Annotated in this window: 12 protein-coding genes; 4 read left to right on the forward strand and 8 right to left on the reverse strand. The window is 50.3% G+C overall.

Annotated features, from left to right (window positions below):
• Positions 1–44: 44 nt before the first annotated feature.
• From EL84_RS03455 to EL84_RS03485, 7 genes are all read right to left on the reverse strand, one after another.
• Complete coding sequence (locus tag EL84_RS03455) at positions 45–926, reverse strand: nitrilase-related carbon-nitrogen hydrolase (protein ID WP_047840730.1); 882 nt, start codon at positions 924–926, stop codon at positions 45–47.
• Between the two features lie 4 nt (positions 927–930).
• Positions 931–2,220: a M20 family metallo-hydrolase gene (locus EL84_RS03460; protein WP_047840731.1), complete on the reverse strand. Its 1,290-nt coding sequence runs from the start codon at positions 2,218–2,220 to the stop codon at positions 931–933.
• A gap of 98 nt (positions 2,221–2,318) precedes the next feature.
• Positions 2,319–3,692, reverse strand: a complete 1,374-nt coding sequence (locus EL84_RS03465; RefSeq protein ID WP_047840732.1) for an aspartate aminotransferase family protein — start codon at positions 3,690–3,692, stop codon at positions 2,319–2,321.
• A gap of 201 nt (positions 3,693–3,893) precedes the next feature.
• Positions 3,894–4,958, reverse strand: coding sequence for an ABC transporter substrate-binding protein (locus EL84_RS03470; protein WP_047840733.1), 1,065 nt, complete (start codon positions 4,956–4,958; stop codon positions 3,894–3,896).
• A 144-nt stretch (positions 4,959–5,102) separates the two neighbouring features.
• Positions 5,103–6,041 (reverse strand): ABC transporter permease, encoded by a 939-nt coding sequence (locus EL84_RS03475; RefSeq protein WP_053061367.1) that lies wholly within the window; start codon positions 6,039–6,041, stop codon positions 5,103–5,105.
• Entirely contained in the window at positions 6,038–6,850 is an 813-nt protein-coding gene (locus EL84_RS03480) for an ABC transporter permease (protein ID WP_047840734.1), read from the reverse strand. Before EL84_RS03480 ends, EL84_RS03475 begins: the two co-directional genes overlap by 4 nt.
• Positions 6,831–7,655, reverse strand: coding sequence for an ABC transporter ATP-binding protein (locus EL84_RS03485; RefSeq protein WP_047840735.1), 825 nt, complete (start codon positions 7,653–7,655; stop codon positions 6,831–6,833). The genes EL84_RS03480 and EL84_RS03485 overlap by 20 nt, the downstream gene beginning before the upstream one ends.
• 524 nt (positions 7,656–8,179) lie before the next feature.
• On the opposite strand from EL84_RS03485, the gene EL84_RS03490 reads away from it, so the two are divergent.
• From EL84_RS03490 to EL84_RS32830, 3 genes are all read left to right on the forward strand, one after another.
• On the forward strand, positions 8,180–10,405 hold the full coding sequence (locus tag EL84_RS03490) for a methyl-accepting chemotaxis protein (protein ID WP_321163400.1): 2,226 nt from the start codon (positions 8,180–8,182) through the stop codon (positions 10,403–10,405).
• A 119-nt stretch (positions 10,406–10,524) separates the two neighbouring features.
• Positions 10,525–11,526, forward strand: a complete 1,002-nt coding sequence (gene moaA, locus EL84_RS03495) for a GTP 3',8-cyclase MoaA (protein ID WP_047840737.1) — start codon at positions 10,525–10,527, stop codon at positions 11,524–11,526.
• A 376-nt stretch (positions 11,527–11,902) separates the two neighbouring features.
• A complete protein-coding gene (locus EL84_RS32830) occupies positions 11,903–12,739 on the forward strand; it encodes a methyl-accepting chemotaxis protein (RefSeq protein ID WP_036612668.1) in 837 nt (278 codons plus the stop codon).
• Between the two features lie 212 nt (positions 12,740–12,951).
• On the opposite strand, the gene EL84_RS03505 is transcribed toward EL84_RS32830, so the two are convergent.
• Positions 12,952–13,560 carry a LysE/ArgO family amino acid transporter gene (locus EL84_RS03505; RefSeq protein WP_047840738.1) on the reverse strand — a complete coding sequence of 203 codons (609 nt, stop codon included), beginning with the start codon at positions 13,558–13,560 and terminating at the stop codon, positions 12,952–12,954.
• 135 nt (positions 13,561–13,695) lie between these two features.
• Here EL84_RS03505 and EL84_RS03510 point away from each other — a divergent pair, with 135 nt between their 5' ends.
• Positions 13,696–15,189 carry a PLP-dependent aminotransferase family protein gene (locus tag EL84_RS03510; RefSeq protein WP_047840739.1) on the forward strand — a complete coding sequence of 498 codons (1,494 nt, stop codon included), beginning with the start codon at positions 13,696–13,698 and terminating at the stop codon, positions 15,187–15,189.
• Positions 15,190–15,307 lie beyond the last annotated feature (118 nt).

The raw sequence follows: 15,307 nt of genomic DNA on the forward strand, positions 1-15,307 counted from the left end.
GTCATGCACCTCCTGAAGTTTGATCCGCGCACTTCCAGCTACTTTTACAGACTAACCAGATGTTCGTACGTTTCCGGCCTGCGATCGCGGTAGAACTGCCACACATTCCGCACCTCACGAATCATCTCCGTATCCATCTCGCCAATAACGACCTCATCCTGATCCCGGCTACCTATCGCTACCATTCTGCCTCGCGGGTCGACTAGGTACGACTGTCCATAAAATTCACCCATATTCCACGGCGCTTCCACGCCGACCCGGTTGATGGCTGCAACGTAATAGCCGTTAGCTACCGCGTGAGCAGGCTGTTCCAGTTTCCACAGATATTCCGATGTCCCCGCAACCGTAGCAGACGGATTGAACACAATCTCTGCCCCCGCCAGCCCGAGCAATCGTGCCCCTTCCGGAAAATGACGATCATAACAGATGTACACGCCGACTCTGGCGTAGGCCGTATCAAAAACCGGAAACCCAAGGTTACCTGGTTTAAAATAATACTTTTCCCAAAACCCATTCGTACCCTCACCCGCTTCCACATGCGGGATATGATGTTTGCGATATTTGCCCAGATACGTACCATCTGCATCTATAACGGCTGCCGTATTGTAATACGAAGCAATGCCCTCCACCTCATACACAGGTAAAATAATCACCACCGCAAGCTCCTTTGCCAGCTCCTGAAAACGTCTGGTCGTTGTCCCTTCCGGCACCGGTTCAGCGGATGCATACCATTTGGGATTCTGCTCTGTGCAAAAGTACGGCCCATAGAATACTTCCTGCAATCCGATGATCTTGGCCCCTCGTGCAGCAGCTTCACGGACCAGCGTTATGTGCTTCTGAACCGCAGCTTCTTTGTGTACCTCAACGGGAGCCGAACCTTCAATTTCATGGGAAGCCTGGATTAATCCGATGCTGATTTTGCCCATAACGTCACAAGGCCTCCTCAGGTAAAATGATTGGTTGGTTCATCCCACTGCACATCCTCTGAATGGTGCGATATAACACTTCCGTGCCCAGCCCAATATCCTCTGGCGAGGAATATTCGCTGGGATGATGACTGATGCCGTCTTTGCTGCGGACAAAGATCATGCCATAATCACACACAAGCGAAAGGGCCAACGCATCATGGAACGGACCACTCATCAGCTCTGGCAAAGTAACCCCGATCTCTTCCGCGGATGAACGAATCACCGACTTGATTGGCTCTGCACAATACCGCGGCTCACTATTCGTATCCTCTGTCAGCGAATAGGTTAGACCATATCGGAAACTCACGTCATCCAAAATGTTCATCAATCGGGCTTCAAGCCGGTTCCTGCGCTCCATCTCCATGTCTCGTAAATCAACCGTGAAGCTGACTTCCTCCGGAATGATGTTCCGTGAGTCTGGAAACACCCTCAAACTTCCCACCGTACCTACGGTTGGAGCTTCCGGGTCTTCTCTCACCATATCGTCAAAAGCCGCAATGACTTTGGCGCTACCTACCAGAGCATCATGCCGCATCCCCATCGGAACGGAGCCGGCATGACCCGCCATGCCTTTCATCGTCACAGTAAGCCACAACGGACCCGAGATGCCCGTCACCAGACCTACTGGAGCATTCATCGCTTCCAGCACCGGCCCCTGCTCAATGTGTAGCTCCAGATAACTCCCTATGGAACCTGGCGGATAGATCGCCTCTTCAAAATCCGAAGGAGAACAGCCGAAGGCTTCCAGCGCCTCCCGACGGGTCACTCCGTTTTTATCCTGCCGCTCCAGTTCGCCTTCTTCCAACTGACCGGTTATACCACGTGAGCCGAACAGGCCTTTGTTAAAACGGGAACCCTCTTCATCGCAAAAGGTAATTATCTCAATTGGCATATGGGGCTGAATGCCATTTTCGATCAGGCATTGCACTGCTTCGAGCGCGCCTAGCACACCAATCGCTCCATCATATCGACCGCCATAAGGCTGAGAGTCGATGTGGGAACCAATCATGAGGATCGGCAGTGCCTGATCCGCCCCTTCCAGACGACCAATCAGATTGCCGAAGGCATCAAGTCGCGTCGTAAGACCGGCACTTTCCATCCAGAGACGAACCTGTATGATGCCGTCCATATCTTCCGGGGTCAGGGCAAGTCGGCAAACACCCGTCTCCGAGATTCGGCCAATCTGTGACAACTGCTCAATTCGCTCATTCAGCCGAAGCTGATTAATGACTTTGCCTGTTGTGGTCTGCATCCTGCCTCGCCTCCTTGCGCTTATTTATCGCGTAATGATATGAAAATTTTCATTTTGCTTGCTAAACCGTAAACGCCTGTCGTACCTGTGTATGGCAACTAACCTGCGTCCAGACTACGTAGCGCAATGAGCAAACTTCCAGCGATCAGATCCAACTCATCCTCGGTGGTGACAAATGGTGGGGAAATCGTCAAAATGTTTGCAAACCCCGGCACGGTATCGCCGTTCTTGCCAATCAGGATGCCATCCCTTTTACAACTGGCGAGTACCTTCATTACTTTGTCCGCCTCCGCAGGAGACCCGTCTGCTTCAATCAATTCAATGCCACAGGCGAACCCGAATGAACGGATATCCCCCACAATGGACAGCTCCAGCAATGACTCCAGCTTCTCACGAAGCAGATGTCCCAGTTCTTCCGCGCGGCTGACCAGATTCTCTCGTTCCAGAATCTCCAGATTCGCCAGTGCAACTCGGCAGGACACCGGATTTCCGCCAAATGTATTCACATGGCGAAAATGGGCATCCGGTCCGGGTTCGCGGAACGTCTCATACAGATCGGCTCGCACCGCCGTTGCTGATAGCGGTGAATACGCACTGGTCATGCCTTTTGCCATCGTTACGATATCTGGCTGTACACCATAGTTCTGATGACCAAACTTCTGCCCGGAGCGGCCAAAACCACAGATTACCTCATCTACAATGAGCAGCACGCCATAGCGCTGACAGATCTCTTGCACGGTGCGCATATAATCCGGCGGGGGCACAATCATGCCGCCTCCTGTAATCACTGGCTCCATAATTACTGCGGCAACCGTCTCAGGACCTTCCCAACGAATCACCTCTTCATAGATGGTTGCACATTCGAGTCCGCATCCATCCTTGTTTCGTCCAAACGGACAGCGGTAACAATACGGTGGCGGAACATGAGAGAACCCTACGCCGAGCGGCTCGTATTTGATCTTGCGGGCAGCTTGACCGGTGGCGCCCAGTGCGCCCATGGAGTTGCCGTGATAGGCACGGTGACGGGAGATGAATTTATGCCGTGTAGGCTCACCATTCTGATGGTGATACTGACGGGCTATTTTGAAAGCCACCTCATTTGCATCTGAACCCGAGTTGGAGAAGAATATTCGATACTCCCCCTCCAACCAGTCATTCAGCTTCTCCGCCAGCAAAATCGCCGGTTCGTGACTTTGCGTCATCGGTACATAAGCGAGTGCTTTCATCTGTTCGTAGGCACTCCTCGCAATCTCCTCCCGGCCATGCCCCACATTCACACACCACAGTCCCGACATCGCATCCAGATAACGCGTACCATCCTGATCGGTGATCCAACTACCCTCCCCACTCACTGCAATCATTGGATGATCGTTATGAGGCGAGATGTGATGCCATACGTATTTGCGATCTTTCTCCAGCCATTCTTCTTTCGTACCGCCAAGCGGCTGGGGCTGCTGATCTACAGAACTCATTCGTCATCCTCCTCTTTAAGCTGGACCTACAGACTTTACACTCGCCCACTCCGATTGCAGTACCATCTTCCGATCGCTGTTATCCCCAGATTTTCTAGATTCATTTTTTTCCTTAAGGAAAAATCCGGGGATAAAGGCGCACGCTTCGCTTCTTCAGATTGGTTCTGCACTCTTCGTTCTTGTGTAAATGTTCGTCCACGCTTATTTCACAGCTTCTTCATAGATACTCTTCTCCAGCGCTTCATCCAGGTTGGCAGCTTTTTTGATCAAGCCATAGTTCAGTGCAATATCCGCAGTTCGGGTAAATGACTCATCAACAAAGCTGCCGACTTGCTGTTCCGTAAATCCTTCCGGGCGGATCAGCTTTGCAATCTCTTCGAGCATCGTGACCTGATGCTCGCGGGTGGTGCTGCCATCCGTCACATTACTCATTACGATATCGACCGTCTCATCCTGTTGATCAATGGCGTAGTTCCAGCCTTTCAAAATGGCACGGGTCACTTTGACCGCAAGCTCACGGTTGCTGTCTACCCAATCTTTCTTGGCAATCAGCGTATCCTCTAACATGCCAACACCGGCATCTTCAATGTTGAACACATCCAGATCGGATTCTTTCGTTCCACTTTCCAGCACAACGTGGTATTCGTTATAGATCGTCGCCGTAGCTACATCCACCTGATCGTTGAAAAACTGATCCATTGTGAACCCTTGCTTCACCAGTTCAATATCTTTCTTCGGATCTAGGCCATTCTTCTCCATGAACGCGAGCACCTGAAACTGCTGACTGCCAAACCAGGTACTGACCTTCTTGCCCTTCATCTGAGTGGGATCAGTAATGCCTAGGGACTTCTTGGCAATCAAGCGATAACTACTCTTCTGTGAGATCTGAGCGAGCGAGACAAGCGGCAGACCGTTATCCCGGCTGACCAGCAAACTGTCTACACCCGTAATGCCCACATCGGCCGCGCCATTAACCACCTGCTGCTCAATCACGATATCCGGACCACCCGGAATAATCTCGGCATCAATGCCTTCCTCTGCAAAAAAACCTTTTTCCTTCGCTGCATAGATCCCGGCAAACTGCGCCTGCGGCACCCATTTCAGTTGAATTTTCACTTTGGTTAAGGGTTGATCTGCTTCGCCCGCCCCTCCTGAACTCGCAGCAACAGGCTCAGCCGCCGGCTCGGACTTCGTAGAACATGCGCTCAGCATCGTAACAACCAACAGGACCAATACCAGCAAACCCGGCTTCAACGTTTTGTACATGTACAGAACAACCCCCTGTTTATATACGATTTATCAAGCATCAGTCCGTGTTCAAAAAGTCTGCTTTTCAGTACCGTGGACTTTTTGAACAACCTCTATCAGGTATTAAGATCTATGGATGGATGGTTGTTACCCTGATGAACGTTATTGATCTGTGCGTGTACGATTCCACGGAATGAGTCGCTTTTCTGCCAGGACAACCGCTTCATACAACACAATGCCGAGCGCGGCGGCGATAACAATGCAGGACCAGGCCAAGGGCATGTTTGCCAGTCGAATCTGATCCGAGAGCAAGTACCCCAGCCCCTGGGAGGCGATGAAAAATTCACCCACAATGGCCCCGATAATACTGGTCGACATGTTGATCTTCAGACCGGCGAAGAGGGAAGGCAGCGCATGAGGCAGTCTCAGCTTCCAAAAAAACTGCATCCTGCTCGCGGCAAGGCCACTCAGCAGATCACTGTACTGCGGCTGAATGGAAGTCAGCCCTTTGAACAGGCTAACAGCCATCGCTGCCATCGTAATCACCGTGACGACAGCAATACGCGACCAGATCCCGTCTCCGAACCAATTGTTCATAATCGGGGCAAGGGCCACAATCGGAACTGCGTTCAGTGCCGACAAAACCGTAACCGCCGCCCTGCCACTTGTTGGAAAGAACGATGCACCTGCCGCTGCCAGAGCACCCAACAATGAACCGAGCAAAAAACCTCCCAGCATTTCGGTTCCGCTATACATCGCGTATCGAAAGAGCATATTGGCATTTTCCTGAATGGATGCCGCAATCGCAGAAGGCACAGGTAGTTGGTAGCTTTCCAACGAAAATATCCAATGAAACACCCTGAGCTGCCAGAGGGCGAGAAACAACATACCCGCACCCCAAGGAAGCATACTCAGTGCAACCGATCGTCCGCGAACGCCAGGGCCTAATCTGGCCTTTTCGGCTTGTCCCTGTTGTCCATAAATTTCCGATCCTGGGACAGCTGCCGTCTGCGGACCATTGAGGGGCATAGCCGCGCCAGTTACAGCAGCAATCGACACACCTTCATCACTTTTCCGGCTCAACACTCTACCTTCACTCATGTGGCCTGACCTCCTTTGGCCCTGAATTCAGGCTGCCAAGGGGTTAGCCAACGTTCAGCCAGACTGATGACCAGATACGAGATCAGGCCAATGCCAATGCTAAGCATGATGGTTGCCCAGAACATGCCAACTTGGGCATGGCCGTAATATAACGAACTGACCATCAGGACGCCGAGCCCGTTGGGGGCGCCCATCAATTCCACAACGATGGAGGAGGTCACCGCCAGCGGAGCAGCTATTTTCATACCTGAAAATAGTCCCGGCAGTGCTGAGGGCAGCAGGCATTTGATATATCGTGCAGTCAGTGAAGCTCCACAGGAACGCATCAGTTCCAGATGCTCTGGTGCTGCACTTTTCAATCCTTTTAACGTATGGATGATGATCGGGAAGAAAGTGACATACGCGGCCATAACAATTCGGGCCCACTCCGCATTGTGGATGATGCCGTACACAATTGGTGCGAGACCAATAACCGGAACCATCTGTGAGGAGACAACATATGGCGATAACGTGCGCTCCAGCCAGACAGCCGCGCTCATAAGCAGCGCCAAACCCAGACCCAGCAGCGTTCCCCCTGCAAAACCAATGGCGGCATTGCCAAACGTGACACCCCCCTGCTCTGCGAGCGTACCCGAGTAACGAAACAAGGCTGCAAGGACTTCGTGCAGATAAGGAAGGCGAGACGCAGCCTGCTGGGGTGACAAGAACAGTTGGAGTATCCAGGCAATTCCTTCCCACAGCACCAATATGGCCATAATCCAGATGACAACCCAGGATCGATATCCCGGTTTAAAGAACCGCAGAGACATGAGATTCATCACGCTCCTCGTAGAAGCAGTTGCGAATGGTCGTGATCATGTGGTAGAAGGCTTCCGTTTCTCTCAGTTCACTATGACGTTCGGAAGGCAGATTGACGGAATGAATGGAATGTACTTGCCCCGGATGTGCCGAGAGCACGATGATCCGGTCGGACAGAAATACGGCTTCGGGGATGCTGTGTGTGACAAAGAGGAAGGTCTTGCCTGTTGAGCGCTTGATCTCAAGCAGCTCCAATTGAAGTTTTTCTTTGGTGAATTCGTCCAAGGCCGAGAAGGGTTCATCCATGAGCAGCAATGGCGGATCAAGCGCAAGTGCACGTGCAATGGATACACGTTGCTGCATCCCGCCACTGAGCTGCCATGGATAATGGTCTGCGAAGCGGGTTAACCCCACCATTTCAAGCAGTTCACCGCTAATGCGGCGGCACTCCTTCCGGCGGGTACCCAGCAGCTCCAAGGGCAATTCCACATTTTGACGAACGGTGCGCCAATCGAACAGGGCTGGTGTCTGGAAAACGATGCCGAACTGTCGCTGTAGCCGGGCACGCTCAGGCTCCTGACCTGCAATGCGTACGGTGCCTGAGGTAGGTTGAAGTAAATCACCCACCAGCCGGAGCAAGGTCGACTTGCCACAGCCGGAAGGGCCCAGCAGAGAGACAAACTCATTAGACTGGATCTGGAATGTAACATCCGATAAGGCAGTGACTTGTTGTGTACCTGTTCCAAAAACAACGGACACATGATCTACATCAATATGGCAGGCTTCGGGGACTGTGGCTGAGGGTGCGGAGGACATGGGCATTCTCCTTTGTGGGAAGTTATTTTCATTACACACCAAGGCTGAATGGGAGGTTTATATACACAAACGTAACAGGTTTTGCTTGTTAGATAATACTATATCGCTTTGGGCGGGGATTACATTATACAGTGTGTTTTGAGTATGGGCCTGTTCATGTTACACAATGTAAAATGAGACGGATTCTCATATACATACATGTGAGTTTTCTTCGTAGATAGCTAACATACATTTCACCTAACAACAAGCGCACGATCATTTGTATTTATTGATTAAATATTCGGAAAATATGACATATCCCCTCGTATTCTTGCTCGTTTTCTTGTATAAAGATTGAATAGACGTACAAGGACTTCCACCTCCACGTGAGTCAACGCTCCTGAATGATGAAGGCGGTATCACTATTCGGATTAATCACCACGCAGGTTGGATTCCTCTGTCAAGTATCACTTTGAAAATCACATATATAGGTCTATCCAAGGATCAGTAGAACGAAGCTTTCAAATCCAGAAATCGGGGTGGTCATGATGTTTGATTGGCTGGGATGGAGAAAAGGATTGCCGCTGTGGCGCTCGTATCGGTTGAACGCACATATGAAGGAAGATGTGGAACAGATTTTTGAGGGAATTGCCGAAACGAGACGGCAGCTTATGATGGACTGGGCAGATGAACAATGGAACCACCTGGATCGTTTGCTTCAACAGATACAGTCGGTCCAATTAGAGGATGTATTACAAGGTTCACAGCAACGAAGCAAACTAGATGCATGGTTTCAATCCAGTTATATTCGAGCCGTAGACAGTACGGAGCTATTTATGCTGAACGAACAGAATCAGGTGGTATTCTCTACATATAAGAAACATATTGGACAGATCTATGAAGATTACGAAGCTTTAATTGGACCAGGATTGAAATACTCCAGAGCAGATCGTCATGGCAAAAAATGCTTGTATGGTCCATATTCTGATCCACTGACGTTGGATATTGGTCCCCGCTCGTCCGCTTTTCACGATGATGTCACCTTGCTGTTTATCTCCCCAATCCTGCAGGACGGTCGATATGTCGGTTCATTATGCAGCCGTGTTCCCGGGGATGTACTCGGTGACCTGATCCAACGAGAATCAGGTCATATCTATCCCGATTCCGGTGACAATTACCTCTTTATGGCTGAGTCGATATTACGGCCCCATCTGCAACCCGGCACCGCCTTATCCCGAAGTCGATTCGAAGACCGTACCTTTACACATGGGGAAAATCTCAAAGATGGTGTCACCACCGAATGGGGTATCGTTTCCGTTAAGGAGCATACCGAGCTGGAACTCATGTTCACTGATCCGTCGACCGGAGAACTACACCCCGGAGTAGCAAACACCATTCAGAATGGTTCCAATCTGTTCGTAGCTTTTCCCGGCTACTCGGATTATCGCCATATTTCTGTGATCGGCAAAGGCATCACCTTCCAGCTGCCACACTGTCCTGATCGCTGGGGCATGATGTGTGAAGGGGATCTGGAGGAAGTGTATCGGATACGAAGCATCGGCTGGCGCCAGTTCAAGCAGCACAGTCTCTTCACGCTTTTGTCTGGCGTTGCAGGAGCAGCTCTTGTCTATGCCTTCACTGGTAGTGGTTGGAGCGCGGCAGCAATGGGCGCTTTTAATGTGTTATTCGGATTCTTCACTGCATTACAGCTCCATCGTAGCCAATATCAACGAGTCCATGAAGACTTGCGTCGCATCAGCCGATTTATTCGAATTAACGCCGAAGGCAGGGGTGATCTGACCCAGCGCCTGGACACGTCTGCTTTTGCCCAAGACGAGTCAGGTGAACTGGCGAAGTGGATCAACAACATGATTGATTCTCTGGAAGGCATTATGCTGAAGGTTCAACTTGCCACGGTAGACGTTATGGATAATCAGTATCAGATGCGAACTTCAACAGAGACAACCCAAGGCACGACTGAACGTGTGAATTACAAGCTTGGTTCGATGATTCAGGCCATTCGCACCCAACTGGAAGATCTCGACCAGGCCAAGATCGCTGCTGATCACATGCGCATAACGCTGCAACAACTGGAGACCTCTGCTACCGAACAGATCAGCGTGGCTCAGCAGGAAGTGGAACGAATCGGCGATAAAATGACCCAAATCTCAGGAGCGGTATCCGATACTAATCGTACCATCCTGTCCTTTATGGATACCATGAAAGAGATTTACCGTGCACTGGCTGTCATTGATGAAATTTCAGCTCAGACCAACCTGCTGGCTCTGAATGCTACCATTGAAGCTGCACGCGTGGGCGAACATGGCCAAGGGTTCTCGGTCGTGGCAGGGGAAATCCGCAAGCTAGCCGAGTTATCCCGCTCTTCAACTGAAAATATTCATCAGATTCTGGACCGAATCTCAACGGCAGCAGGAGCTGCATCTCAATTGATCACAGAGGGTGATCAGGTGCTGGCTGAAGGAACAACACTGGTTCAGGCCGCTTCGCAACTTCTGCAAAATGCTACCGCTGAAGAACCTGAGCGCACACAAGTCGTGGATCAGGTGGTCATGCTGATGGAGAATATTGCTGCAATCAGCCATCAGAATCGGGCGACTTCTGCCGAGGTAGAAGCAGAGATGATGGAGCTGATCCGTGATATGTTGCAGGTTCAGCATTCTTCGCATAACGTGGAAGCCATTACGGTCTTTCTGCAACAACTCGTGGGACAATTCCATCTGAATCACCCCGCAAAAAATGCTGTCATCTGACGTCATCGTTGACGCGGATTGGAGAAATAGCTAAAATTTGATGCAACTGTTCCTTTTGAAATTGTCGTATCATTTATAATAGAAGATTTCCAATCTGAACCGATGAAAGGGTGGTCTGCATGGAACTGCTTCAGGATTCATTTGGCCGGATACATGACTACATCCGTATTTCTGTTACGGACCGCTGTAATTTACGCTGTGTGTATTGCATGCCTGCAGAGGGTATGGAGTTTGCTCCACATGATGAGATTATGAGTTACGAAGAGATCGCACAGGTGCTGAAGGTGCTTGCTCCGATGGGCATGCGCAAAGTCCGACTCACCGGGGGCGAACCGTTGGTACGGAAGGATCTGCACAAGCTCGTCAGCATGATCTCGGCAATTGACGGGATTGACGATATTGCCTTGACTACCAACGCTCTTCTGCTGGACAAACAAGCTCAGGCGTTGAAAGATGCTGGGTTAAACCGGATTAACATCAGTCTGGATTCCCTGCGCGCTGATCGCTTCTCCATGATTACCCGCGGCGGAGATGTGAACAAGGTACTGAAAGGTATTGAAGCTGCAACAGCCGCTGGCCTTGCTCCGATCAAGCTGAATGTTGTGCTGATGAAGGGTATCAACGATGATGAGATCAAGGATTTTATTGCAATGACGATTGATCAACCTCTTCATGTGCGTTTTATTGAATATATGCCGATTGGACAGGCTTCGGACTCATGGCGCAAATCTTATTTGCCGCTGGAAGCCGTGACAGATGTATGTGCTGCATCAGGCTGGACGGTAGAAAATACAACAGGCCCTGCGGGCAATGGCCCATCACGTAATATGAAAATTGCGGGCTCCGAAGGCACATTTGGATTGATTCATCCCGTGAGCGATCACTTCTGTGACAATTGCAACCGACTTCGGCTGACCGCTGACGGACATATCAAAGCCTGCCTCTACTGGTCCGATGAGTATAATGTTCGCCGCTTCGTGGATGATCCGCATGCCATGGCGGCACTTTTCCTCAAAGCGCTGGGTACGAAACCAAAGAATCATGAGATGGCTCTGGCTTTGGAACAAAAAATGCAATCGCACACGCCGACGGTACGCCGCATGTCCCAGATTGGCGGATAACAACAGTACGCAATATAACTCAACCGCGTATTCCTGCATATGGATATATATCTTTACCGTCAGGATGACCTCTTCACACAACGGATGAGGTAACGCTGGCGCGGTGACCCCTTACGTAAATCAGCTTTCATAACGTGAAGTGGAGCGTGTCATAAGGCATAGGTGGATAGCCAAAGCAGACAAGAACATGATGTTCTTGTCTGCTTTTTCGTTATATTTTCATAAATTTCTGAAAATCATCAATTCTCCTGTTTCATTTGTTGAAAATTTAATTAATATACGTTATGCCCTTATCAGGCCTTCAAGATTAACCTTATTCTGACGATGTATACAATACATCTAGATGATACACATACATTATAGGAGCTGAACCTTATTGAACATCGTTGAAGCACTCGTTGCAGCAAGTCCATATTTTAAAATCATGCTGAAAGAACACGATATCATGATTGCGGTAACCGACACGGAGAAGTTCTGGTATTATGTTCCCAGCAACGAACTCGATCTGGGCATCAAGGCTGGAGACCCCGTTTCCCTCGATGACCCTACACTCCGCCGGGCACTTATACATGGGGAAACTTCAGCGAACCGTATTGATGCAAAATTCTATGGTACATCCATCAACTCGGCGGCCACCCCACTTCGGGATGAACAAGGAAATATCGTGGGCACACTTGCCATTGGTTTCTCTCTTCAGAACGAGGAAAAACTGGAGTACTTCACTGAATTGATCGGCGGTATCAGCGGAAAATTAACAGATATGGTGCAGACGGTAGCCGCCCAATCCGAGCAATTGACGGCATCTTCCACGCAGATTTTGGATAATACCCGCATGGCTGTGCAGAACTCAGGCGAAGTGAACAAAGTCGCCGCATTCATCCGTGAAATCTCAGAACAGACCAATCTGCTCGGCCTGAATGCAGCCATCGAAGCGGCCCGAGCAGGTGAAGCAGGCGCCGGATTCAGCGTCGTTGCATCTGAAGTGCGTAAACTTTCTACAGGTACCAAAGAAGCTACGGTGAATATCGAACGTTCCTTGAAAGATGTTCAGCATTCCATTCAGCAGATGGAGCAGGAGATCACATCCATCTCACAGTCTAGCAACCAACAGGCGGTGCTGGTAACCGAGTTCAGCGAGGTCATTGATCAGTTGAACAGTGTAAGCCGTGATCTGAAAGTGTTTATTGAATCCATGCTACTTAAGGCAGAATAGATCCGATTACGATGACCCTAATTCAAATGACCAACCATATATAAGAGACACAACACCAAAGCGTTATCGAGCACTACAGTTCCAACTCAATAACTTGATCACCAGGCATGCTGATAATCACATTCAGCATCCACATTGAACTCCCTGCGCGATAGACGTCACGGGGAGTTTTTTTATTTTAAATAAAATGAGCCCGCTACATCACGGTCCTTCTATGCATAGATGAGCTTCCACAGCATCATAACCGCCAAACCAACCATGACCACAGCGGACAACCGGTTAAACACCAGACTGATGCGTCCAGTTCGATCCGTTCTGCCAATCACCCTGCCTGCGCCTGCAAGTCCCAAGAACCATATCCACGATACAGCCGCGGCTGTCAGGGCAAAATAAATGCGCTCCACCCCTTCATACTGAAGTGAACTGGTGCCAATCACGGCAACCGTATCCAGCAGAGCATGAGGATTGAGTAAAGATACCGATGCGGCAAACGCAATCTGTCGCCCTGGTGACATTACCGTCTGCGAACCTTCCACGGATTCGGACGACCTCCAAATACTCCATGCCATATAGAGCAGAAACAAGCTTCCTACTGCATACATCACATTCGCTAGCAATGGCCATTGCAGCAAAATGAGCGACACCCCTCCAACGGCTGCCCCGATCAACAACGTATCACTGACCCCTGCCGTTATTACAGCAGGCAGGGCATGTATATAACGCCTCTGGCTCATGCCTTGGTTAAAAATAAATACATTCTGCACACCCAGTGGCAAGATCAGGCCAAACGCCAGAACCACTGCATGAATAACAACCTCCATCGCGCTTCCCCCTTATCTCTGTCCTCCATATTAGGGCAGATGATAACTGACGTAACCAACCACTTGGATGGCATCAGACCCAACCAAATGATATATTGTTTGTTACAAAGAAAACCGGAGGTGATTCTGCCAGTTATGGAACGTTCTGATTCTCGGCTAAACATGGGGTGGAAACCGAACCTCTCTCTCGACTTGCCCTTATATCGCCAGATTGAAGCCTATATCCGGCAGAAAATCACAACGGGCGAATGGTCCGCAGGATATCGTCTCCCCTCACAGCGATTATGGGCTAAGTCCATGAGCGTAAACCGCAGTACATTGGTCACCGCCCTGGATAATCTGGCCGCCGCGGGTCTACTTGAAGGCAGACATGGCGGGGGAACCTATATTTCCGGCTCCGGTTGGCATGGTATGGCTCACGAAGCGATGCCCAACTGGAATGAAGCCATTGAGGAGGGCTGGTATTATCCCAACCTGCCCGAGATCCAGCAGATTAATCAGGCTGAATTCCGACCTGGCATCATACGTCTTGGTACAGGGGAGCTTGCCCCGGAGCTGATGCCTCAGGATGCTTTCAACGACATTCTGTACTCCCTGTCCCATCGTTCTCGTACACTCAACTATCTGGAACCTCAAGGAAGCTTGGAGCTTCGTGAGGCTTTATCCGTCCATTTGCAGACTACCGGCATTCAAGCCTCTCCAGATTCCATACTGATCGTATCGGGCTCTCTTCAGGCACTGCATTTGATTTCGGTCGGACTGCTCCCTCGCGGATCAGCGGTTCTGCTGGAAAAACCGTCGTATCTCTATTCGATTCACGCCTTTCAGTCAGCAGGGTTGAAAATGAGTGGTATCCCGATGGATAACGAAGGCGTACACATTGCTCGTCTGGAGGATGCTGCGCAGCATGTCAAAGATCAAGACCACATCTCGCTTCTCTATACGATCCCGAGCTTCCATAATCCCACCGGCTCTGTGATGGGTGATTACCGCCGGGAAGAACTGATGACCACCGCTCGAACACTAGGCATCTCCATACTGGAGGATGCCGCCTACAGTGATCTGTGGCTGGATGCTCCTCCTCCGCCATCGCTGAAGGCGCGTGACCAGGAAGGACGGGTGCTGCATATGGGCACCCTGTCAAAGGCAGTCAGCCCCGGTCTGCGCCTCGGATGGCTGGTTGGGCCAGAGCCGGTCATTCGTCGTCTCGCAGATATCAAGATGCAGACCGATTATGGTACCAGTTCACTCGCCCAAGAAGCTGCTGCCCTGTGGTTCGCAGAAGGACATCACGCTGGACATATGGAACGCCTTCGTCCTGAACTTCGCAAACGCAGAGACTTCATGCTGGAGCTGCTTCAACGTCACTTCCATGGGATTGCGGAGTGGGAAATACCCGCTGGCGGGTTTTACATCTGGCTGCAATTCACTGTATCCCCTCTCTCCATCCGCCAATTGTTCCATACCTGTCTGGAGCAAAACGTACTTATACACCCGGGTTATCTGTATGACCGGTTAGATGCGAGTCACATTCGGCTCTCATACGCGTATGCTTCACCTGATGAGATGGAACATGGGTTAAAATGCCTCGCAGAAGCTGTCCACAGGCTTATGGATTCTGGCTCCTGACTTCGACGAATGCTTTTTCCTGATTTCACAATCAAAAAAAACAGCCTTGACCTTGAAGGACCACGTCCTTCAGATCAAGGCTATTTGCGTAAGTTTCGAAAGTTTGGCCGAATAACAG

The sequence above is a fragment of the Paenibacillus sp. VT-400 genome (assembly GCF_001029205.1).
Classification (GTDB): Bacteria; Bacillota; Bacilli; order Paenibacillales; family Paenibacillaceae; genus Paenibacillus; species Paenibacillus amylolyticus.